At 58.5% G+C, this 21,526-nt stretch carries 16 protein-coding genes; 1 reads left to right on the forward strand and 15 read right to left on the reverse strand.

The features are described 5' to 3' along the window. Window positions 1-5: 5 nt before the first annotated feature. Genes ACM6I7_RS19500 through ACM6I7_RS19510 form a run of 3 tightly spaced genes read right to left on the reverse strand, consistent with a single transcriptional unit; the run spans window position 6 to window position 6,238 of the window. Window positions 6-3,296, reverse strand: a complete 3,291-nt coding sequence (locus ACM6I7_RS19500) for a hypothetical protein (RefSeq protein WP_414889080.1) — start codon at window positions 3,294-3,296, stop codon at window positions 6-8. A 33-nt stretch (window positions 3,297-3,329) separates the two neighbouring features. Continuing rightward, window positions 3,330-4,193, reverse strand: a complete 864-nt coding sequence (locus tag ACM6I7_RS19505) for a DUF4123 domain-containing protein (RefSeq protein ID WP_414889081.1) — start codon at window positions 4,191-4,193, stop codon at window positions 3,330-3,332. Continuing rightward, window positions 4,184-6,238, reverse strand: a complete 2,055-nt coding sequence (locus ACM6I7_RS19510) for a type VI secretion system tip protein VgrG (RefSeq protein WP_414889082.1) — start codon at window positions 6,236-6,238, stop codon at window positions 4,184-4,186. The genes ACM6I7_RS19505 and ACM6I7_RS19510 overlap by 10 nt, the downstream gene beginning before the upstream one ends. Before the next feature lie 374 nt (window positions 6,239-6,612). Between ACM6I7_RS19510 and ACM6I7_RS19515 the strand changes: the two genes are divergently transcribed. After that, complete coding sequence (locus tag ACM6I7_RS19515) at window positions 6,613-7,914, forward strand: OprD family porin (RefSeq protein ID WP_414889083.1); 1,302 nt, start codon at window positions 6,613-6,615, stop codon at window positions 7,912-7,914. Between the two features lie 142 nt (window positions 7,915-8,056). Here ACM6I7_RS19515 and ACM6I7_RS19520 read toward each other — a convergent pair whose 3' ends face one another. From ACM6I7_RS19520 to ACM6I7_RS19575, 12 genes are all read right to left on the reverse strand, one after another. Continuing rightward, on the reverse strand, window positions 8,057-8,677 hold the full coding sequence (locus tag ACM6I7_RS19520) for a hypothetical protein (RefSeq protein ID WP_414889084.1): 621 nt from the start codon (window positions 8,675-8,677) through the stop codon (window positions 8,057-8,059). A gap of 43 nt (window positions 8,678-8,720) precedes the next feature. Further along, on the reverse strand, window positions 8,721-9,659 hold the full coding sequence (locus ACM6I7_RS19525) for a carbohydrate kinase family protein (protein ID WP_414889085.1): 939 nt from the start codon (window positions 9,657-9,659) through the stop codon (window positions 8,721-8,723). Window positions 9,660-9,672: 13 nt separating this feature from the next. Next, on the reverse strand, window positions 9,673-11,169 hold the full coding sequence (xylB, locus tag ACM6I7_RS19530; protein ID WP_414889086.1) for a xylulokinase: 1,497 nt from the start codon (window positions 11,167-11,169) through the stop codon (window positions 9,673-9,675). A 131-nt stretch (window positions 11,170-11,300) separates the two neighbouring features. Continuing rightward, a complete protein-coding gene (locus ACM6I7_RS19535) occupies window positions 11,301-12,776 on the reverse strand; it encodes a mannitol dehydrogenase family protein (protein WP_414889087.1) in 1,476 nt (491 codons plus the stop codon). A gap of 17 nt (window positions 12,777-12,793) precedes the next feature. After that, complete coding sequence (locus ACM6I7_RS19540; protein ID WP_103367020.1) at window positions 12,794-13,897, reverse strand: ABC transporter ATP-binding protein; 1,104 nt, start codon at window positions 13,895-13,897, stop codon at window positions 12,794-12,796. 165 nt (window positions 13,898-14,062) lie between these two features. Next, window positions 14,063-14,893, reverse strand: coding sequence for a carbohydrate ABC transporter permease (locus ACM6I7_RS19545; RefSeq protein ID WP_003225143.1), 831 nt, complete (start codon window positions 14,891-14,893; stop codon window positions 14,063-14,065). An 8-nt stretch (window positions 14,894-14,901) separates the two neighbouring features. Further along, a complete protein-coding gene (locus tag ACM6I7_RS19550) occupies window positions 14,902-15,828 on the reverse strand; it encodes a carbohydrate ABC transporter permease (protein ID WP_003225141.1) in 927 nt (308 codons plus the stop codon). A gap of 153 nt (window positions 15,829-15,981) precedes the next feature. Then, complete coding sequence (locus ACM6I7_RS19555) at window positions 15,982-17,292, reverse strand: ABC transporter substrate-binding protein (RefSeq protein ID WP_103367022.1); 1,311 nt, start codon at window positions 17,290-17,292, stop codon at window positions 15,982-15,984. A 341-nt stretch (window positions 17,293-17,633) separates the two neighbouring features. Further along, window positions 17,634-18,539 carry an AraC family transcriptional regulator gene (locus tag ACM6I7_RS19560; protein ID WP_096796578.1) on the reverse strand — a complete coding sequence of 302 codons (906 nt, stop codon included), beginning with the start codon at window positions 18,537-18,539 and terminating at the stop codon, window positions 17,634-17,636. Between the two features lie 68 nt (window positions 18,540-18,607). Then, window positions 18,608-19,477 (reverse strand): phosphatidylinositol-specific phospholipase C domain-containing protein, encoded by an 870-nt coding sequence (locus ACM6I7_RS19565; protein ID WP_414889088.1) that lies wholly within the window; start codon window positions 19,475-19,477, stop codon window positions 18,608-18,610. A 144-nt stretch (window positions 19,478-19,621) separates the two neighbouring features. Then, on the reverse strand, window positions 19,622-20,914 hold the full coding sequence (locus ACM6I7_RS19570) for a glycosyltransferase (protein ID WP_225135050.1): 1,293 nt from the start codon (window positions 20,912-20,914) through the stop codon (window positions 19,622-19,624). Window positions 20,915-20,996: 82 nt separating this feature from the next. Then, window positions 20,997-21,359 (reverse strand): response regulator, encoded by a 363-nt coding sequence (locus ACM6I7_RS19575; protein ID WP_027612743.1) that lies wholly within the window; start codon window positions 21,357-21,359, stop codon window positions 20,997-20,999. Between the last annotated feature and the right edge of the window lie 167 nt (window positions 21,360-21,526).

A 21,526-nucleotide genomic window follows, 5' to 3' on the forward strand; every position in this document is an offset into this window, starting at 1 on the left:
TTTAATCATTTTACACTGTCGTCCGGTCCGGTATAGGTTGCTTTTCCACTTGGCAAATATGTTCTTCCATAGTGTGTAATCCGAGCGCAATAGCCGTCTAGTCGCTCGCCAAGAGTTTTAACATGCGCTTTGTATCTAGCTCTGGTGTCGTCACTTGTTCGATCTTGAAGTCGCATAACTGCTTCCGACATGAAATTATCCATGTGCAGGCGGTTCTCGCAATATTTCTGGTTTTGGTTCTTCTCTTTTGTCCCAAACCTGTTCATGCACATGCAGGCTTCTTCAAATTGGCTTTGTGCTTTTAAAATAGTTCCGTCTTTTTCGGCGCGCTTTGTTATCCAACCAAGAGTGCGCTCAATTGCTTTTTGCTGAAGAAGGTGAGCTTGGTCATGACTATACTCAGTAGCGAGGCTGCTGTCGGAAAGTTTTAGTGGGATTTTGAACGCTTCCGCTGCACTGGTAAGTGTCATTAGCATCGGACCCAACGCTCCTGGCGTAGCTGCTATGAACCACTCTTCAAGCTCTGCTTGGTTTCGATATGTCATGATTGTATGAGCGACAGTACCGCCTCGACCACCTCCTGTTAACGCCTCATACAAAGACATCACCATATCAACGCCCTGCATATAAGACATCGCCACTTCCATACCGGCAGCGCCAAGGAAATTGAGCTTGTCGATATAATCCGATGCTTCATCCGTAACAAAAATCAGCGATTTATCCTGGTTCTTGTGAATCTCGCGGCGTAGGAGGTTAATCAGGTCAGTAACCCCGTCATAACCGACTTCGAACTGGAACTCGCCGCCGGCTCCCGCTCCGACAATGACAGATGCCTTGAACCGCATAATGAAGCGGCCTTCGTGCAAGGAAATGCCAATGTCTGCATTCGTGCCAAGCCCGTATGCGGCAGTAAAACCAGCAGTAAGTCTGGCAAGACTGGACCATTGACTGGCTTTGGTGCTGTTGACGCTGTTACCCATTCCGGGCGTTGGCGCGGTGCGCAAGGCTGCTATGTCTTTTGGTGGTGCCCAGTTCAGAGCGCCGGTCAGTAGGATCCCTGCCTGCACTCCAGCAAAAAGGTTGAATTGAGCTTTGGCGCCGTCCTCTACTCGAACTTTGGCGGCATTGCCTTCCAGCACCGGTTCGCTTCTCACGGTTCCAGCGGTTGAATTTGTCGTTTCAGGACGTTTTGCGTCGGTGATTTCCGGAAGATTTAGGCCGCCTTGTACGTTTGCACGTCCCAACTGCACGCTGGAGGAAAGGAGGAGAGTGGCACCTGTGTATCCCCAGGCTCTGGCGCCCAGGTGGATGGAGAACCGACCGAGATTCAGGTTTTTGCGATTTTTGTCGTAGTCGAGGTAAGGAATCAGGATGTCTTTGGCCTGATCTCTGCCCGGAAGATCCATTTTCATCAGTTCGACTTCGCCACGTGCGAGGTCAATGCCCAGGCTTGCTTCAGCCTTGGCGGAAGCTTTGAAGTTATCCGCGACACTGAATGTCGGGCCGTTTATCTTAGCGCCAGTGTGGATTGATGACTGCGGCGGTGTGAGGCAACGCACGAGTTGCGCTTGGGGGCTATTGTCGAACAGGCGCAACGAGCTTCTGACTTCTTCTTTGAAGAGCAACTGACGAAGACGAAGTCCCCAGTCCTTGCGGGCTCCTGCATCCTCAAAGGTTTCGACCTTGTAGTTTTTCGACTTCAGGTAAGAATGGAACAGCTCTACATCAAACCAGCCTTTCTCATCAAACCAGTCACTCTGCTGATCTTTGATGGCTAGTGCACCTTCCGCTCGCAGCCACTCATGGAAAGGATTGTCGTCAGTGTCCGATGTTGCTTTTCCGTTGCTGTTTCCCGGAAGTTTCTTCAAATCCTTGCTTGCTTTGGCGCCGATTTCACTCGCGTCCTTTTTCAGTACCTTTGTGATGCCCTCCAGATTGAGCAGACTCAGGTGTTTAACGGGACTGTTGGGACTATTGAAAAGTGCAACTTCGCGCAAAGGAAATTCTGCTTTGACCAAGCGCTCTTCCGGTTTTGGTTGAAACTGCTCGGGTTCCCACAGGAGGTGTCGTAATGGCAGGGCTGCAGCAACCGCTGCTTCAGCGTCTTCGCGGAGTTTAAGGCGATCTTGTTGGATGCGCTGCCACTCTGCTTGCTCCGCTTCCACGATTCCTGTGGGGGGCGCGACGTTTTGGCCGCTGGCGTCAATCCAGGCTTTATATTTCGTGCGGATCTGCTCGGTGAGCTTGATCTGTTGCTGCTCCATCTCGAGATATGCTTTGAACTTCTCGACACCTGCGCTGATGTCACCCGTCTCAGGAATGAGCGCAAACTCCGGTAGGGCCAATCCGTAGTCGGCAACTTTCAAAATCGCATCGATATAAGCAGCGAAGTCTTTTTCGACTTTTTTGCGCTCGTTAGCAACTTCCTTTAAATAACCACACATCCGGGCTTTGCCATCGATTACGCAGTTTGTGGCGTCCAGATAAGCCTTTTTGTTTTTCTGAAAGTCTGCCTCCTTCAGAGTCGTCAACTTGCCACTCTTCGTGAGCGCAGCGCGGGCTTTCAAGTAAGTCTGCACGCGATTTCTTGCTTCGATCGCCCCTGGGGAAAACAGGTTGCCGCTTTCGTAGGTGTAGCCAGCAATTTTTGCCTGTGCAACTGCAATCGCTTTCAGCTTCTTCCATTCGTTGTAGAGGCGCTGCAGTTTCTGGCCGTCAGAGTTGGCTTCAAGCAGGCTCGCTTGCTGTTGATTGGCAAGCTCCCGATTGCGAGCGTATTCGCTTTGGTCTGGCAGTTTGTCCAAAGCAGCGGAGTTCCGGGCCTCTCGGCTGACAGCCTTCAATCGCATAGCCATGGTGGGCTGCGCGATATCGGGTTCCTGAGCCTCGATTTCGAGCATTCGGCTTTTTTGCTCGCCTTGCAGGAAATTACTCAGTTTGGGCTCCAGAAAGTACTCTAGAAGCCCTGCGGTGTTCATTCCCTTGAGTCGTTCTTCCGGAGACTTGCTGGCGCTGATGTGTTGCTCGAGTTCATTCATCGCCTCTTTGATCGAGCTGGCCGCTCGCTTAGGCAACAGGTAGAACATTTTTTCCTTGGTGGCGTAAATCACTTCGCCATATTCCGTCGAGCAGGCCGCCTTCACTTCGTCGAACGCGTTAGAGCAACTGTCAGGCGCCTCAGGCTGGGGATCAAGTTCCAAAGCAGGCTTGCTTTCGACCGGTACCGCTGAAGTCGACGCGTTCGCACGTGGTCCGTTGAGATCTACCTCGGGTGCTTCTGAAATTTCAGTTTCCATTTCGCTTCCATTCATTCTTTACGGACGGGGTCATCAAGCAACGCTGTTAGTGAGTTGCTGCAACTGCTGCACTTTGATGAACGACTCTTCCTTGGATTGCAGGATGGCCATTGCCTGTGGCTGCGTTTCGAGCAGCGGGCCGTTGGTGATTTGGCCCAGTTTCAGTAAATGACGCCCTTCGTAAATGTTGTGGGCAACCAGCACATTGAGGTTTTCCACGAGGTTGGGCAGTTGTTCGTCGGTAGGTTCACCGTAGGCAGAGTATTGCTCGTCTGCCCAGTAAACCCATCCAAGATGCTCCTGAACCTTTGGCGCTGCTGGTGGCAGGTTGAACGCTGAGACGTCGCCCAGCCATTCAAGTTCCGAAAGGGCTCGCCAACTGAGCCAGCGACCGCGATTGCGCCCGAAGTGAACCGGTGCCGGGCTGTATACGTGTTGCCAAGGGCCGAAGAGCTGATGTGAATGTTCAGCGGTGGTGTAGGCCAGTGCGGCCCACAGGCTTGGCTTGTGATAACTCAACAGGCTTTGACCGCCGGAGCCATCGTTGGCACGCAGGAGCCAGCGGGCGTGTGCAAGTGCTTTGACTGGATCTGCTGTGGTGAGGGCGATGCCGGCAAAGTTCTCTTCGCAGAGACCTGCCGCTTCTGCAGCGAGGCGACTGCCCCACGGGGCGACCAGCCAGAGAGGGCCGTCAGCGGCGATTTCGGCGAAGTCGGTGTTGAGGAACAGGCCTTGGGTGTCGACGGGTTCGCCGACACGGTAGAGGCGGCTCATGGCTTCTGGCTGACGGACGCGATCAATGATGAAACACAGGCTCAGGTCGGAGCTTTCTTTCGGCAAACCCTCGAAGGCGTAGCGCGGCGCTTCGAGGAGGGCGCTCAGTGCTTTTACATGCATGTGCAATCCTTACGGCTGCAAGCGCCGTTGCTTTGTTTGCCGCACAACGGCGTGATACCGGACTCGTTGAGGCGTTTGGGCAGCGGGATGAGCACTTTGCCCGCCTTATCCACATCCGCCACTTTCATCGGCCCTGGCAGCAACGGGGCGGCCGGCGTACCTACGCCCGGCGCACCGCCGGTATTGACCTTCACCTCGGCGCCGCTGATGGTCACGCCACCGGCGTCGACCTTGACGAAGCTGCCGCCGGCTTTGGCGGTCAGTTCCATGGCGCCTTCGACGACGACTTTCTGGCCGGCGTAGTAATGGATTTCGCTGCCGGCTTCGACGAATTGCGCTGTGCCTACTTTGAGGTGCTGGGTGACTGCGACGGTCAGGTGATCATCTGCGCGCATTTCACTGACGCGATTCAAATGGGTGATGCGGTGCTCTTCGACTTTGAATTCGCTGTAGGTGTTGGCCTCAACCGTGTCATGCCGCTCATTGCCCACGCGGATCTTCTGGTCGTGCTCAATGTTCTCGTCCCAATCGCGTTGGGCATGGATGTAGATCTGCTCCACACCCTTTTTGTCTTCAATCCGAAACTCGTTGTAGCCCTTTCCGCCCGGGGAACTGAGGGTTTTGAAGGTGCTGCGGGTCTTGTTTGCCGGCAGGTCGTAGGGGACGACGTTTTCCTTGTGGTACAGGCAGCCGGTGACGAGTGGCTGGTCGGGGTCGCCTTCGAGGAAGGTAACGAGGACTTCCATGCCGATGCGCGGGATGGCGATGCCGCCGTAGGCGGCGCCGGCCCAGCCGCTGGCGACGCGCAGCCAGCAGGTGGTTTTGTCGTCGGATTGGCCGTCGCGATCCCAGTGGAACTGGACTTTGATGCGGCCGTACTGGTCGCAGTGGATTTCTTCACCGGCCGGGCCGGTGACGACCGCGGTCTGGCTGCCGAGGACTTTTGGTTTCGGGTGTTCGAGGGCAGGGCGGTAGTGCGCGTCCCACGGGGTGGCGAGGAAGCTGTTGCGGTAGCCCTGGTGGAAATCGCTTTTGTTGTCGGTGACGTCGCTGGTGACGTTTTCACCGAGCACTTGCGGTTGTTTGCCTTCGTGGAAGACTTCCAGCAGCAGCCACAGGTCGTTCCATTCAGCGCGCGGGTGTTCGGCCAGGGTCAGGAAGTGGCCGCTGGTCAGGGTCGGTTCGTCACCTTTGCCTTCGGCGAGTTTGTAGTCGCTGCGATGACGTTCGAGGGCGCGGGTCGAGAGGAATTTGCCGCGCTCGCGGGTGGTGAAGCGGCCGGGGTAGTCGTAGTCCTCCAGATCCGGGGCGAAGTCGGATTTGACTGCGCCTTCGGGCAGGATCTTCGGTTTTTCGAAGTCGTAGTCGCGGCGGCTGACGCGGGTGGTGCGGGTCTCCAGGCGCAGGTTGAAGCGCTTGATCACCGGTTTGTCGGCGCTCATGCCGGAGTCTTGCTGGTAGCTCACGGCCTTGAGTTTGCGGAACACCGTCTGATCGTCGCCGAACACCAGTTTGTGCCCGCTGCTGCTGTGCTGGAAGTGGAAGTGAATGCCTTCCTCTTCGCACAGGCGCTGGATGAAGTGCAGGTCGGACTCGTCGTACTGCACGCAGTAGTCGCGCTGCGGGTACTCGGCGTTGAGCTGGAAGCTGTAGGCGTCGGCCAGAATGCCGCGATCTTCCAGCACTTGGGCGATGATCTTCGGCACCGTGAGGTTCTGGAAAATCTGCTGGTCATGGTTGTGCCGCAGATAGGCCAGCTGCGGCACCAGGCTGATGCTGTAACGGGTCAGGGTCTTGCCGGAATCGCCTTGTTCGATGCGATACACCAGGCCATGAATCTTGCCTTCGCCGGTGGCGCCGAAGGTCAGGACGCCGGGCTTGTGCAGCAGCTCTTCGAGTTTGAGGTCGGGGCGGGCGCTGACCAGTTCGAGGTCGAAACGGAAAGGCTCGTTGAGGGCTTCGCGACCGGTGAAGCTGAGCACTTGCAGGTCGGCGGAGGCGCCTTCGAGGGTAAGGGTAATGTGGGTAGCGTTGGCGTCCAGCATGCCTTGAATTCCGTCCATTGAATAAGCAGGTGACGGATGATGGAGGATTAAACCGCCTCGTTCAAGGCGCAAATGCCGTAGAGAGGGGGCCCGCGGGGTATAGGGAAAACCCCTATGCCGGCGTTTAAACCCAATGAAACCGGGGGCTTCGCAGTCGTGAGCCCTTGGTCAGCGCATGATTTGAGCCAATCGCAGGCCGAAGAATCGCCAGTCAGTTTCAGACTAAAGTCGCCTTCAACCCGTAAAAGCCATCTGCCATCATTGCAACTCACCCCTGCGTGTCCACTTCTTCCCGGCTGTTTTTGACCCGGGACGGGAGCTATTTTTCTGGCTGACTGCGCCCCGGCGCAAACGCTGTATTGTTGGAGTTTTTCATGCGTCCCCCATTCCCTCTCATCACCCCGCGCCAGTCGTTTGGCTTCGGAGCCGTTGTGCTGTGCGCCGGTTTTGCCGCGCAGGTTCAGGCCAGCGGTTTTCTCGAAGACACCACGGCGAAAATCGAATCGCGCACGGTGTACTTCAACCGCGATTTCCGTGATGGGCATACCTCCAGTGACCAGGGCGCTTCCAAGCGTGAAGAGTCGGCGCAAGGCTTTATTCTGAATCTGCAATCGGGTTACACCGAGGGCACGGTCGGCTTCGGTATCGATGCGCTGGGCATGCTCGGGTTTCAGCTCGACTCCAGCCCCGATCGCAGCAACAGCGGCTTGCTGCCGTCCAGTGGCGAGAACCCGCGCGGCTCGAAGGGTCAGTACGCAAAAATGGGCCTGACCGCCAAGGTCAAGGTCTCGGACACGGTGTTGAAGTACGGCGCACTGCTGCCGGATCTGCCACTGCTCAAGTACAACGACGGCCGCTTGCTGCCGACCATGTTCAACGGTGCGATGCTGACCTCCAAAGAAGTGAAGGATCTGACCTTCATGGCCGCGCGTCTGGACAAGTACACCGCGCGCGATTCCACCGATTCGCAAGACATCCGCGTGCACTGTAAGAACAAGCGCTACGCCTGCAACACCACCGCCGATCATTTCGACATGTACGGCATCGATTACAAGATCAACGATCGCCTGACCGCGCAGTATTACTACGCCGAGCTGGAAGACATCTACCGCCAGCACTTCATTGGCTTGCTCGGCAACCAACCGCTGGGTGACGGTGTGCTGAAGGCCGATCTGCGTTTGCTGAAAAGTGCCGACAGCGGTGATGCCAAAGCCGGCTCCATCGACAACCGCGCCTTGAGCGGCATGCTCTCGTACGGCATCAGCGGCCACACCTTCAGTGCCGGCTGGCAGCGCATGAACGGCGACAACTCGATGCCGTACCTCGATGGCAGCAATCCGTATCTGGTCAACTACGTGCAGGTCAACGACTTCGCCGCGGCGCAGGAGCGTTCCTGGCAGTTGCGTTACGACTATGACTTCAAGGCCATCGGCATCAACGGCCTGAGCTTCCTGACCCGCTATGTCAACGGTGATCACATCAAGGTCCCGGGCAGCGATCAGGAAGGCAAAGAGTGGGAACGCGACAGCGAGTTGAAGTACGTGATCCAGACGGGCACGTTCAAGGATGTCAGCCTGCGCCTGCGCAATGCGACTTACCGCACCAACTATGAAAAGTTTGCCCGGGATGTGGATGAGACCCGGTTGATTGTGAGTTACAACTTTTCGGTGTTGTAACCCTTAGAACTATGGCGCCTGGATGACCGCTATCGCGAGCAGGCTCACTCCTACAAAGGAATTTTGGTCGCCGCGGATAGCGTGTTCGCCATCGATCCCTTGTAGGAGTGAGCCTGCTCGCGATTGGGCCTGATAGTCATCCCTACAACCAATGCCAGAACCGGCTCCAGAAGCCGCGATTCAGATCCTCTTTGCACCCGGCATACTGCCGCGCATACACGTCGGAGCGCGCCTGCACCTTGCGTGCAGTCGGCATCAGCCAGGCCTTGCTGGCGTAGGTTTTGTTGCGAAAACCGCCCCAGCCTTCGTGGTAGTTCAGGTACTGGTTATAGGCGTCGTACTTGTACACGCCGTTGATCGAAGTGGTCTTGTCCATGTACCAGCCGACGAAGTCGATGGCATCGTCGAAGTCTTCGCGGTCGGCCCAGTTGCGCCCGGTACTTTTCTGGTAATCGGCCCAGACTTCATCCTTGGCCTGGGCATAGCCGGAGGCTGTCGATACCCGGCCCCACGGAATCACCCACAGCAGGTATTTGCGTGGCGTCTTGGCGTCGTAGCGGTAGCCGGACTCCTGATACATGATCGCGAAGGGCACCTGGATCGGCACGCCCCAACGCTTTTGCGTGACTTGCGCCGCATCGTACCAGTCGCTTTTTTCGCGGAAGATCTCGCAGATGTCTTCTGGCGAACGCGGCGGCGAGGTGCCGCAGCCGCTGAGTAATCCCGCCAGTATCAAAAGTCCCGCCGTCCGCCCCGAATTCAAACCGTCATCCCCATGCGCGCAAAAAGGCCGACAGTCTACGCGCTCAGCTCAACTGGTGACGATAGGGCAAATCCGGACCGGTCTTGCTGCACGTAAGGGCGGCCGCCTGTACGGCAAACCTGAGCATCGCCTCGATCTGCTCGCGGCTGAGTTGTTGAACCCCTTCGACCGAATCCAGTTCCTGCTCGGTCAACCAGGTAATCAGCGCCGCTTGAAAGGTATCGCCGGCGCCGACGGTATCCGCGATCTTCACCGAGCACGCTGGCACCGACCACGAACCGTAGGCGCGGCTGAATACGGTGGCGCCTTCGCCGCCACGGGTGAGGAACACCAACTGGCAGCGATGCTGCAGCCAGCCTTCGATCACGCGTTTTGGGTCCTGCTCGGGATACAACAGGCTGAGGTCTTCGTCGCTGACCTTGATCATGTCGGCCAGTTGCACCAGGGTCGCCACGCGCTCGCGCCACAGGTCGATGTTCGGTTCCGGGTTGAGGCGCACGTTGGGGTCGAGGGTGATCAGGCGCTTGCCGCTTTCGCGCTGCACCAGGGTCAGCAGGGTGTCGGCGATCGGTTGCACCACCAGCGAGAACGAGCCGATGTGCAGACCACGCACTTCAGGGCCGAGCTGGGGCAGGTGGGTGAGGCTTAATTGGCGATCAGCGCAGCCCTCGCCGCGAAAACTATAATGCGGCGAGCCATTGGCGCCGACCGCGACCATCGCCAGCGTGGTTGGCGCGGCGAAGTCGATCAGGTAGTCCGCACGCACGCCTTCATCCTGCAACACCTGCTGCAAGCGTCGGCCGAGATAGTCGGTGGACAGCCCGGCAAACAACGCCGAATCCACACCCAAGCGGCGCAAGCCGACCGCGACGTTGAACGGCGAGCCGCCGGCAATCGCCTTGAAATTCACTTTCGAAGCCAGACCGCTGGCATCGTCTTCGCTGAAGAAATCGAACAGGGCTTCGCCACACACCAAATACATAATTGTTTGCTCTTTATAGGGTTGCGACATGCTGTTGATAGCGTTCATAGGCCTGCTGGAACGCCGCGACATTGGCGGCAACCGGCAGGGTTTCACTGTGCAGATCGAGCTTCACGCAGCGCTGGCACAGATCGGCCAAAGTGTCTTCGTGGCCGTTCGACCATGACTTGCACCACGCCGCCTGAATCGCCGCGCCAAGGGCTGCGGCTTCGCTGTGTTCGGTGCAGATCACCGGGGTATTCATGATGTCGGCGACGATCTGCCGCCACACCGCGCTTTTCGAACCGCCGCCGATCAGGCAAATGCTGCGGCTTTGTAAACCATTGTGGCGCAACAGATCCAGTCCATAACGCAAACCGAAGGTGGTGCCTTCGACCACGGCGCGACACAGGTTGGCCTGGGTCAGGTTGCTCAGGGTCAGGCCGTGCAGGCTGCCGGTGGCATGGGGCAGGGCGGGGACGCGTTCACCGTTGAGGAATGGCAGCATGCTCACGCCTTCCGCGCCGATCGGCGCCTGGGCCACGAGGTCGTTGAATTGTTCGAGATCGAGGTCGAACAGTTCGCGGATCGCGCCGGTGGCGTTGGTCAGGTTCATGGTGCAGATCAGCGGCAGCCAGCCGCCACTGGACGAGCAGAACGTCGCAACCGAAGCGTCCGCGCTGACCAGCGGCGCCTCGGCGTAGGCGTACACCGTGCCGGAGGAACCGAGGCTCATGGTGATCGCTCCCGGCTGAATGTTGCCGGTGCCGATGGCGCCCATCATGTTGTCGCCACCGCCGCTGGCGACCAGCGCATTAGGGTTAAGGCCGAGCTGTTCGGCAATCGCCGGCAGCAGGGTGCCGACCGCCTGATGTGCGTCGATCAGCTCCGGCAACGCGGCTTGCAGGCGACCCGTGGTGTCGATGTCGCGCAGCAGTTGTAAATCCCACTGGCGACTGCGCACGTTGAAATAGCCGGTGCCGGAGGCGTCGCCGTATTCACTGCAGGCGCGGCCGGTGAGCCAGAAGTTCAGGTAGTCGTGGGGCAGAAGGATGCGCGCAATACGCGAGAACACCTCCGGGTGTTGTTCCTTTGTCCACAGCAGTTTCGACACGGTGTAGCCCGGGGCGATGACCACCCCGAGGCGCTCCAGCGAGCCTTTTTCGCCGCCGAGGTGTTTGAGCAGGCGATCGTTTTCGTCAGTGGTTTCGGTATCGCACCACAGCTTGGCCGGGCGCAGCACCTGGCCCTGATCGTCGAGCAGCACCAGCCCGTGTTGCTGGCCGGAAACGCCGATGCCGAGGATCGCTTGACCGTCAACATTGGCTGCGAGCAAGGCGCGGCGGGTGGCGAGGGCGAAGGCGTCGAGCCACTGTTGGGTGTCCTGCTCGCGCCGGCCATTGGCGCCGCTGATCATCGTGTGCGTGGCGGCGCCTTCGCCGAGCACCTGACCGCTGGCGGCATCGAGGATGATCGCTTTGGTGCCCTGGGTGCCGCAGTCGATGCCGAGGAAGAGTTGTCGGGTGGTCACAGTGAGGTCCTCAGGGTGTCAGGTCTGCCAAGGTGAGACCGCCATTCGCGAGCAGGCTCGCTCCCACATTTTGAAATGCGTTCCCCTGTGGGAGCGAGCCTGCTCGCGAAGGCGGCAGTAAAGTCACCGCATCATTCAGTCAAGACCCGCTCCAAAGTGCGCGTCACGCCCACCTCGCGCAAGCTGTTGCAGCACCACTCGAACGCCGCCACAAATGCCGCCGAACGCGGAATCGCCGTGCCGAAGATCTCCTCAACCGCCAACAACCGCTGAGTGATCAACGCATCATCCGCTACCAGTCCCTGACAAAACTCTGCCCGTGGATCGGGAATCGAATAAGTGTCGCCATTTTCATCCACGCCCTTCAGATACAACGCCCAGGCCGCCACCACCAACGCGGCACGCTTGGTCTCCTGGCCATCGGTAATCAAGCGATTGATCGTCGGAATGGTGAACTTGGGAAACTTCGACGAGCCATCCGAGCACACCCGCTCGAGCTGGTCGGCAATCGCCTGATTGGAAAAGCGCGCCACCAGCGTGTTCTTGTAGTCGGTCAGGTCGATGCCCGGCACCGGCGCCAGTTGCGGGGTGACGTCGAAGTCCATGTAGGCGCGCATGTAGCGCACGAACAGCGGGTCGTTCATGGTCTCGTGGACGAAACGATAGCCCTTCAAAAAGCCCAGATACGTCAGCGCCAGATGGCTGCCGTTGAGCAGTTTGATCTTCATTTCTTCGTAGGGCGAAACGTCATCGGTGAACTGCACGCCAACCTGTTCCCAGGCCGGGCGCCCATTGACGAACTTGTCTTCCAGCACCCATTGCACAAAAGGCTCGCAGACCACTGGCCAGTTGTCGTCCACACCGTGTTTGTCGGCCAGTTGCAGACGATGCGCGGTGCTGGTCATCGGCGTGATGCGATCGACCATGGCGTTGGGAAAACTGACGTTCTGCGCGATCCAGTCGCGCAGCCCCGGGTCGCGCAGGGTGGCGAAGGCGAGCAGCGCCTTGCGGGTCACCGCGCCGTTATGCGGCAGGTTATCGCAGGACATGATCGTGAACGCCGGTATGCCCGCGCCACGGCGTTTTTCCAGCGCCGCGCAGAGGAAACCGAACACGGTTTTCGGCGTTTGCGGATTTGCCAGATCGTGTTGAATCTGCGGCAGGTGCGCCATGAATTCGCCGTTGCTGTCGTCGATGCAGTAGCCGCCTTCAGTGATGGTCAGCGAGACGATGCGGATCTGCGGATCGGCAAGTTTGTCGATCAGCGCCTGCGCGCCATCCTCGGCCAGGAGCATGTCGCGGATCGCACCGATCACCCGCACTTCGGTGTCGTCGTTATCGCCGAGTTCGAACAGGGTAAACAGGTAATCCTGCTCCTTGAGGTCGTCACGGGCGCGGCGGTCTTCCGCGCGCAAGCCGACCCCACAGATCGCCCAGTCCAGCGCCTGGCCGGTGTTCATCAGCGCATCGGTGTAATACGCCTGATGCGCGCGGTGGAAGCCGCCGACGCCAATGTGCGCGATGCCCTGACGGGTGTCGCTGAGGTTGTAGGCCGGCAGTTGCACCTCGGGGGCGAGGCGATGCAGGTTTTGTTCATTCAGTTTCATCGGGCAGGTCTCGAAATTCAGGCCGCGGCGCGAAGCGGGCGGGTCAGCGCCACGCCATCGGCGTCGAACAGGTGGCAATGGCTGGCGTCCAGGTGCAGGTTCAGTTGCTCGCCGTAGCGGCTCGCCAGGTCACCGCGCACGCGCATGGTCAGGGCTTCGCCGGCGTTGGTGGTGACGTGGCAGAAGGTGTCGCTGCCCAGGCGTTCGCTGACGTCGGCGGTGACTTGCAGGGTGCAGTCGCCCGGTTGTGCCAGCTCCAGATGTTCCGGGCGAATGCCCAGGGTCACGGTGCTGCCGACGCTCAGGTTGGCGGCATTGAACGGCAGGGTGATGCGCGTGCCGGCGTCCAGCGAGACTTCGCAGCTCTGGCCGTCGATGCGGGCGATCTTGCCTTTGAGGAAACCCATTTTCGGCGTGCCGAGAAAACCGGCGACGAACAGGTTGGCCGGGTTGTGATAGAGGTCCAGCGGCGAGCCGACCTGCTCGATTTTGCCGCCGTTGAGCACCACCACTTTGTCGGCCATGGTCATGGCTTCGACCTGATCGTGGGTCACGTAGATCATCGTGGCTTGCAGGTCCTTGTGCAGACGCAGCAGCTCCAGACGCATCTGCACGCGCAGCGCGGCGTCGAGGTTGGACAGTGGTTCGTCGAACAGAAAGATCTTCGGATTGCGCACGATCGCCCGGCCGATGGCGACCCGTTGCCGTTGGCCGCCGGACAGCTGTTTCGGCTTGCGCTCGAGCATCGGCCCGAGTTCGAGAATGCGCGCCGCTTCGCCGACCTTTTTCTCGACTTCGGCTTTCGGTACACCGGCCAGGTCGAGGGCGAACGACATGTTTTTCTTCACGGTCATGTGCGGGTACAGCGCGTAGGTCTGGAACACCATCGCCAGATCGCGCTTGGCCGGGCTGACTTCGGTGATGTCGCGGCCATCGAGTTCGATGGTGCCGCCGCTGACCTCTTCCAGCCCGGCGATCAGTCGGAGCAGGGTGGATTTGCCGCAACCGGACGGGCCGACGAAGACCACGAATTCCTTGTCATTCACCTCAAGGTCGATGCCCTTGATGATGGAGAAACCTTCGAAGCCTTTTTGCAGATTCTTGATTTTCAGGTTGGCCATTTTGATGGGCCTCCACTTAAGTTAATTCAATGGCGCCGGGCATGCTTTTATGTGGGAGCGAGCCTGCTCGCGAAAGCGGTGTGTCATTCAGCATTAATGCCGACTGACACGGCCCCTTCGCGAGCAGGCTCGCTCCCACAGGGGATTGGGTACGGTTGGAGCACTTCATTTCACGGCACCGAACGACAAGCCGCGCACCAGTTGTTTCTGGCTGATCCAGCCGAAGATCAGGATCGGCGCACAGGCCAGGGTCGAGACTGCCGACAACTTGGCCCAGAACAAGCCTTCAGGACTTGAGTACGAGGCGATCAACGCGGTCAAGGGCGCGGCTTTCGACGAGGTCAGGTTCAGCGACCAGAAGGCCTCGTTCCAGCACAGGATCAGCGACAGCAGCACGGTCGAGGCGAGGCCGCCCTTGGCGATCGGCAGCAGCACGCGGACCATCTCCTGCCACAGGGTGGCGCCGTCGAGGCGGGCGGCTTCGAGGATGTCTTTGGGGATGTCCTTGAAGTAGGTGTAAATCATCCACACCACAATCGGCAGATTGATCAGGGTGTAGATCACGATCAACGCGATGCGCGTATCGAGCAGGCCGAAACTCTTGGCCAGCAGGTAGATCGGCATCAGTACGCCCACCGGCGGCAGCATCTTGGTCGAGAGCATCCACAGCAGCGTGCCCTTGGTACGCTGGGTTTCGTAGAACGCCATCGAGTAAGCGGCAGGCACCGCGATCAGCAGGCACAGCGCCGTGGCACTGAAGGAAATCACCACCGAGTTCCAGGCAAAACTGAAGTAGTCGCTGCGTTCGTTGATGTGCAGGTAGTTCTCCAGCGTTGGCGTGAAGATGAACTGCGGCGGCGTGGCGAAGGCGTCGATTTCGGTCTTGAAACTGGTCATCACCATCCAGAAGATCGGGAAGAAAATCACGATCGCGATGGCCCAGGCCAGGGTGCCGAGCAGCAGGCTTTGCAGCCGGCGGGATTGTTGAAGAGTCATGGCAGGCCTCAGGCTTTGTCAGTCAGGTTTTTGCCGATCATCCGCACCAGAATGATCGCGGCGATGTTGGCGATGACCACGGCAATCAAGCCGCCCGCCGAGGCCATGCCGACGTCGAACTGCACCAGCGCCTGGTTGTAGATCAGGTAGGCGAGGTTGGTCGAGGCGTAGCCGGGGCCGCCGTTGGTGGTGGTGAAAATCTCGGCGAACACCGACAGCAGGAAGATCGTTTCGATCATCACCACCACGGCAATCGGGCGTGCGAGGTGCGGCAGGGTCAGATGCCAGAAGATCGCGACGGGGCCGGCACCATCGAGACGCGCGGCTTCCTTCTGTTCCTGGTCGAGGGACTGCATGGCGGTCATCAGGATCAGGATCGCGAAGGGCAGCCATTGCCACGAAACAATGATGATGATCGACAGCAGCGGGTAATGCGCCAGCCAGTCCACCGGCTCGGCACCGAACAGCCGCCAGACGTAGGCGAGAATCCCCGACACCGGATGGAAAATCAGGTTCTTCCAGATCAGCGCACCGACGGTGGGCATGATGAAGAACGGCGAGATCAGCATCACCCGCACGATGCCGCGGCCGAGAAATTCGCTGGCCTCGAGCAACGCGCTGATCAGCACACCGAACACCACGCTGATCAACAGCACGCTGCCCACCAGCAACAGGGTGTTGGTGGCGCCGGGCAGGAACCCGGAGTCGGTCAGAAAGTAAGTGAAGTTCTCCAGCCCGACGAATTCGTTGACGCCCGGATCGAGCAGGTTGTAGCGAATCATCGAGAAGTAAATGGTCATGCCCAACGGCACGATCATCCACAGCAGCAACAGGGCCACCGAAGGGCTGACCAGAAACCAGCCGGGATTGCGTACGCGGACTTTGCGCTGGGGTTGCGACAAGTCGAGGTGGGCTTTGGCAGTTGAAGTATTCATGGTGATCACAACCGAGTCATACAGACCTATGGAGATCTAATGTAGGAGTGAGCCTGCTCGCGATAGCGGTGTGTCAGCCACCAATGGGGTTTGATGGAAAACCGCCATCGCGAGCAGGCTCACTCCTACAAAAGGCAGGAGCGAGCAGTGTGGTTACTTGGGATAACCGGCGCGCTTCATCTCGCGTTCGGTGGTTTGCTGCGCGGCGGTCAGGGCCTGATCCACCGTGGTCTGGCCGATCAGCGCTGCCGAGAACAGCTTGCCGACCTGGGTGCCCACGCCCTGGAATTCAGGAATGGTCACCAGCTGAATGCCGATGTAAGGCACCGGTTTCAGCGTCGGTTTGCTCGGATCCGCCGCTTTCAGCGATTCCAGCGTGACCTTGGCGAACGGCGCGGCGCTCATGTAAGCATCGCTGTAGGTTGAGGCGCGGGTGCCCGGCGGCACGTTGGCGATGCCGTCGGTCTTGGCCACCAGTTCCCCATATTCTTTGGAGGTGGCCCAGGCGCTGAACGCTTTGGCGGCGTCCTTGGCCTTGGAACTGGTCGGAATCGCCAGTGCCCACGAATACAGCCACGCCGATCCTTTATCGGTGACCTGATGCGGGGCGAAGGTGAAGCCGACGTGATCGGCGACCTTGCTCTGGGTCTTGTCGGTGACGAACGAGCCGGCGACGGAAGCGTCAACCCAGATCGCGCATTTGCCGCTGTTGAACAGCGCGAGGTTTTCGTTGAAACCGTTACTGGAGGCGCCCGGCGGGCCGGATTTCTTCATGGTGTCGACGTAGAAATTCAGCGCGTTTTTCCATTCCGGGCCGGTGAATTCCGGCTGCCATTTCTCATCGAACCAGCGCGCGCCGTAAGCATTGGCGACGGTGGTGATCAACGCCATGTTCTCTCCCCAGCCGGCCTTGCCGCGCAGGCAGATGCCGTACTGTTCTTTGTCTTTATTAGTGAGTTTTTCTGCGAAACCGGCGATCTGTTCCCAGGTCGGGCGCTCGGGCATGCTCAGGCCGGCGTCCTTGAACAGGTCGGTGCGGTAATAGGTGATCGAGCTTTCGGCGTAGAACGGCAGGGCATACAGCGAACCCTTGACCGACAGGCCTTCGCGCACCGACGGGAACACATCGTCGAGGGCGTAAGAAGCCGGCAGATCCTTCATCGGTTCGAGCCAGCCCTTGGCGCCCCAGAGTGCCGCTTCGTACATGCCGATGGTCAACACATCGAACTGTCCGCCCTGAGTGGCGATGTCGGTAGTCAGGCGCTGACGCAGGACGTTCTCTTCCAGCACCACCCAGTTGAGCTTGATCTCCGGATGCTCGGACTCGAAAGTTTTCGAGAGCTTCTGCATGCGGATCATGTCGCTGTTGTTGACGGTGGCGATGGTCAGGGTCTGGGCGCCAAGGCTGACGCTGCTGAGGGTCATGCAGGTGAGGGCTAGCAGAGCTTTTGCAGTGGGTTGCATCGTGCACTCCTTTTCTGCGTCCGTTGGGGGGCAGAAGGACAGTTATTGTTTTTGTGTCTTCCGGTGCAGGAAGAATGTGCGCTGATTACAGCCCTCAATCGACGGACTGACAAATCATCCGTCGCACTCAAATCAATACTTTTTTGCACTGGTGTTTGTTGCGGTAGACGCAGGGAAGGGCTTTTCAGTGGGAAGGGGCTATCGAATCAGTACAGGTTTCATCGCGTCGGATGCTTTTTGTGGGGGCGGGCTTGCTCGCGAAAACACTGTGTCAGTTTGCCGATCAGTTGACTGATACACCGCTTTCGCGAGCAGGCTCACTCCTACAGGGGGCGGTGGTATCAGCCGAGGTTTTGTTCGGTCAGACGCTGTACAGCGAGGCGTCGATAGTGCGACGGCGTCATGCCCTTGAGTTGCTGGAAGCGTCGATTGAAATTGGAAATGTTATTGAACCCCGACTCGAAACACACCTCGGTCACCGGTTTGTCGCCGTCAGCGAGCAGTTCGCAGGATTTACTGATGCGCAGGCGATTGACGAACTCGATGAAGTTGCGCCCGGTGGCCTGTTTGAACACGCGGCTGAAATAGGTCGGCTTCATCCCCAGATGATCGGCGACTTCTTCCAGGGTCAATTCGCGGGCGTAATGGTCGAAGATGAAATCGACCGCTCGGTTGGTGCGGTCGATGTTGTGCTCGTCGGCCAGTTGCGTGTTAGTGGCGCCGGACAGCAATTGATAATCGTCAGTCGCCGCCAGCAGCTCCATCAAAATGAAAAAGTGTCCGAGACGGGTAACGCCGCGCGTGTCGGCAATTCGCTGCATCAACGTCATGGCCTGACGGATCGTATCCTTGTCGCGAAATTCGATGCCATATTGCGCACGCTCCAGTAGCGGCGCCAAAGTCTTGAGTTCGGCGAACACCTGGTGCCCGCTGTCGAACAACTCATCGGTGAAGTTCACCAGCATGTCGCGCTTTTCCACCACCTCGTCGTCGGCCACCTGGCTGATCCAGTTGTGCGGCAGATTGGGCCCGGTGAGGAACAATGTTTGCGGATAAAAGTTGCCGATGTAGTCGCCGATGAAGACCTTGCCGGAACTGGCGACGATCAGGTGCAGTTCGTATTCCTTGTGAAAATGCCAGCGCACTAACGGGCACGGAAAACCATGCTGACGGTAGATGATGGACAACCCGTTATGGTCGTCCATCAGTTCGTAGGAGGGATCAGTGATTCTGGTTGCCCGAGTCATGTCCGATGCGTCTTGTTGTGGTGTTCAGGCGCCCATCATGCACGCGCGTCACGGACAGTTCCAGCGCCTCAGCCCCGGGCCTTGCGTAGACCTTTGGACTGGTTGACCTGCTGGCAATGGCTGATCAGTGGAGTGCCACCGATGAAGTCGGCATTGATAATGCTGCACTTCGGCGCCCATCCCGAGTCTGGGCCAAACCATTGATCGAGTTCGTCGGTGATCCGCTTGACGCCGGCCAGTTCGCCGTAGCTGGTGGCCGACAATGACCAGAGGCTGCCGGGTACCGGCGGGTTGGCGAGGGTTCGGGTGATGTGTTGCTTGAGTTGCTCTGGCGAGGTGATGTCCGACCCGCTCCATTCATGGCGGATTTTCGGCCAGTACAGGGGCGAATTGAAATCCGGGTGCGATTCGCTTGCCAACACCACGCGTTGTAGCGAACTGGCCCTTTTAAGTTGTTCAAGGGTCAGATGACCGTTGTTTCGGGGAATAAGCCGCGAAGCCAGCTCCGTGGTGATGACTTCATGGAAACCCTTGTAATCGAATTGCTGATCGTTGGTGCCCTTGAGTTCATGTAAGTCCAATACGATGAACTCGTTCGGATTTTCATTGAGGAAAAAGTTGAGACTTTTTACCAGGTCGCTCAAGGAGCGTCCCTGGAGCAGTTTCACGCCATGAAAGGTATGAAACTTCCTGATGCCCAGCCAGTGTTCATCTGAATGCAGACGCAAGTCGAAGGCGCGCACGCCTTCATTAAGTTGCTGAATGAATGGACCATCCTGGCAAACAAACCAGTTTTGGGCGGGTTGGAGATAAGCCGGGTACGGAAAATCAAAATCCAGCCCGGAATTATGCGCGCCGGGCCAGACCACTTCGCCAAGGGTCAGTCGGTCCATATCCGGTGTAGCCGCCATCCAGTTTTTGAAAGGGTAATTACTCATGGTGCATTCCGTTGCAGATAAAGTTTAATTTCCGACCAGTCAACTTGTTTGGTCAGTTCGGAAGTTATTCTTTGGTGCAAACGGAAAAAGTACAAGCCAGCACTCTTTGCAAAGTATTGGCAATGTGCTTTTGCACTTTAATTATCAACTTTTCTGGTTCTTTGCTTCGATCCACTGCGCCATGTATTGAGTGCTTTTATGCAAGTGGTGACGCAACATGCTGCCAGTAAAGTTGGCGCGACGTAATGCTGACAAGTTGTCGCGGCAATGTTGCAGGCGAGCGATCAGCGCCGGGCCGTGATCAGTCTGCCGATAGCGCGCATTCAACAACGCGACGCCGGCCTGCTGTGCGTCAGCCCAGCGCAATCTGTCTTCGTGCAGCGCTACAGCGGCGTCGGCCAGGGCCTGGGCCGACTGAGCCATCGCACCGGGCCAGGGCAATGCGCCGCCCATGCCTTCGGCGCCGATGGGCGTCGTGACATTGGGCGTGCCGCAGAGCATCGCATCGACGATCTTGCCCTTGATCCCAGCGCCGAAACGCAAAGGCGCCAGGCAAACCCGGGCTTGCGACATCACTTGCAGCGCATCTTCTGCCCAGTTCATCACATGAAACCCCTGCGCCGCGTTGTGCAGGGCTGTGGCCTTGGGCGGCGTATAGGCACCGTAGATATGCAGTTGGGCGCCGGGCAATTGCTGGCGGATCAGCGGCCAGATGGCGGTCTTCATCCACAGCACGGCGTCCCAGTTGGGCGCGTGACGGAAGTTGCCAATACTCAGAAAGTGCGCCCGCTCTTCAAAGGGGACGAACGAATCGCGCGGCGGTTCGAGCATCAGCGGGCACCAGTGCAGCAGGTCGCCAGGGACTTGAAACTGTTCGACCAGCAACTGAATTTCAACTTCGGAAATCATCAGATTCAGATCGCAGCGATACAACGCGGCGATTTCCCGTTTGGCCAGGTCCGTATCGGCCATCAACTCGAACTCTTCGCGCAGCGCCGGCGCGAACAGGGCGCTGAAGTCCTGATTGTCCGGGTCGTCTTTCAAACGTTCCTTGAGCCGTTGGTGGCGGGCGTGGCGCAGGCTCTGCAGGTCGGACGTCTCCAGTACGCGCAAGGCATTCGGGCATTGCTTTTCGACGCGCCAGCCGAACTGCTCTTCCATCATGAACTGGTCGAACAGCACGATATCCGGGGCCAGTTCACTGATGAAACTATCGAAGCTGCTGTTGTTCAGTTCGATCGGCACTTCGCGGATGCCCAGCGCGGTCAGGTCAGCCTTGTGCTCGCCCGGGCCGGCCGGGCTGCTGAAGGTGATGTCCCAGCCTTGCTGCAAAAACGTCTCGAGGATCTGCATCACATGCCCGCTGGCTGCCGAAGAGCGCGGTTCGGGCCAGACGTAACCGATGACCAGAACTTTGGTGGCGGGTGATGCAGTCATTGACGGGTAATCCTTGCAGGCAGGCGGCTGAAAATGGCGCGCAATTAGAGCACATCTGCAGCCGCTGCCGGATCAAGGCCAATCACTCGGTCAGAATGCCCTTGACCTTGTCACGCAGTTGATCGATCGAGAAGGGTTTGCCGATCACATGCATGCCCGCAGGCACGTCGATGTTTTCGGCGTAACCGCTGGCGAACAGAACGGGCAGGGTGGAGCGCAGTTCACGTGCCTTGCCGGCCAGTTCACTGCCTGTCATGCCCGGCAGGCCGTAGTCAGTCATCATCAAGTCGATAGCCTTGCTCTGATCCCCGAGAATCTCCAGCGCAGACTCGCCGTCATCGGCCTCCAACACACTGAATTCCAGCTCCTCGAGCACATCGACGATGAGCATGCGTACGATGTCGTCGTCTTCTACTACAAGGATGGTGGACGCTGGGGTGGACATAGGGATAGCTCTCAAGAAATGAAATCGGAACGGCGACCGGTCGAAAATGCCGGGCTCTTGCATGAGTAAGTGGCGCATGGCCACAAGTTCCCGAGCGGATACGAAAAAGATTAGCTGCAAATCGGGGCGGCAAGGATACCCGTTGCCTGATCGGGAAGTGCAGCAAA

Origin of the sequence: Pseudomonas sp. IT-93MI4, from assembly GCF_949767635.1 — a bacterium.
Lineage (GTDB): Bacteria > Pseudomonadota > Gammaproteobacteria > Pseudomonadales > Pseudomonadaceae > Aquipseudomonas > Aquipseudomonas putida_A.

Excerpts from the sequence above, each read along its gene's own strand:
- ACM6I7_RS19500 (WP_414889080.1), bottom strand. The coding sequence starts at position 3,296 with ATGGAAACTGAAATTTCAGAAGCACCCGAGGTAGATCTCAACGGACCA.
- ACM6I7_RS19505 (WP_414889081.1), bottom strand. The coding sequence starts at position 4,193 with ATGCATGTAAAAGCACTGAGCGCCCTCCTCGAAGCGCCGCGCTACGCC.
- ACM6I7_RS19510 (WP_414889082.1), bottom strand. The coding sequence starts at position 6,238 with ATGCTGGACGCCAACGCTACCCACATTACCCTTACCCTCGAAGGCGCC.
- ACM6I7_RS19515 (WP_414889083.1), top strand. The coding sequence starts at position 6,613 with ATGCGTCCCCCATTCCCTCTCATCACCCCGCGCCAGTCGTTTGGCTTC.
- ACM6I7_RS19525 (WP_414889085.1), bottom strand. The coding sequence starts at position 9,659 with ATGTATTTGGTGTGTGGCGAAGCCCTGTTCGATTTCTTCAGCGAAGAC.
- ACM6I7_RS19535 (WP_414889087.1), bottom strand. The coding sequence starts at position 12,776 with ATGAAACTGAATGAACAAAACCTGCATCGCCTCGCCCCCGAGGTGCAA.
- ACM6I7_RS19540 (WP_103367020.1), bottom strand. The coding sequence starts at position 13,897 with ATGGCCAACCTGAAAATCAAGAATCTGCAAAAAGGCTTCGAAGGTTTC.
- ACM6I7_RS19545 (WP_003225143.1), bottom strand. The coding sequence starts at position 14,893 with ATGACTCTTCAACAATCCCGCCGGCTGCAAAGCCTGCTGCTCGGCACC.
- ACM6I7_RS19550 (WP_003225141.1), bottom strand. The coding sequence starts at position 15,828 with ATGAATACTTCAACTGCCAAAGCCCACCTCGACTTGTCGCAACCCCAG.
- ACM6I7_RS19555 (WP_103367022.1), bottom strand. The coding sequence starts at position 17,292 with ATGCAACCCACTGCAAAAGCTCTGCTAGCCCTCACCTGCATGACCCTC.
- ACM6I7_RS19560 (WP_096796578.1), bottom strand. The coding sequence starts at position 18,539 with ATGACTCGGGCAACCAGAATCACTGATCCCTCCTACGAACTGATGGAC.
- ACM6I7_RS19565 (WP_414889088.1), bottom strand. The coding sequence starts at position 19,477 with ATGAGTAATTACCCTTTCAAAAACTGGATGGCGGCTACACCGGATATG.
- ACM6I7_RS19570 (WP_225135050.1), bottom strand. The coding sequence starts at position 20,914 with ATGACTGCATCACCCGCCACCAAAGTTCTGGTCATCGGTTACGTCTGG.
- ACM6I7_RS19575 (WP_027612743.1), bottom strand. The coding sequence starts at position 21,359 with ATGTCCACCCCAGCGTCCACCATCCTTGTAGTAGAAGACGACGACATC.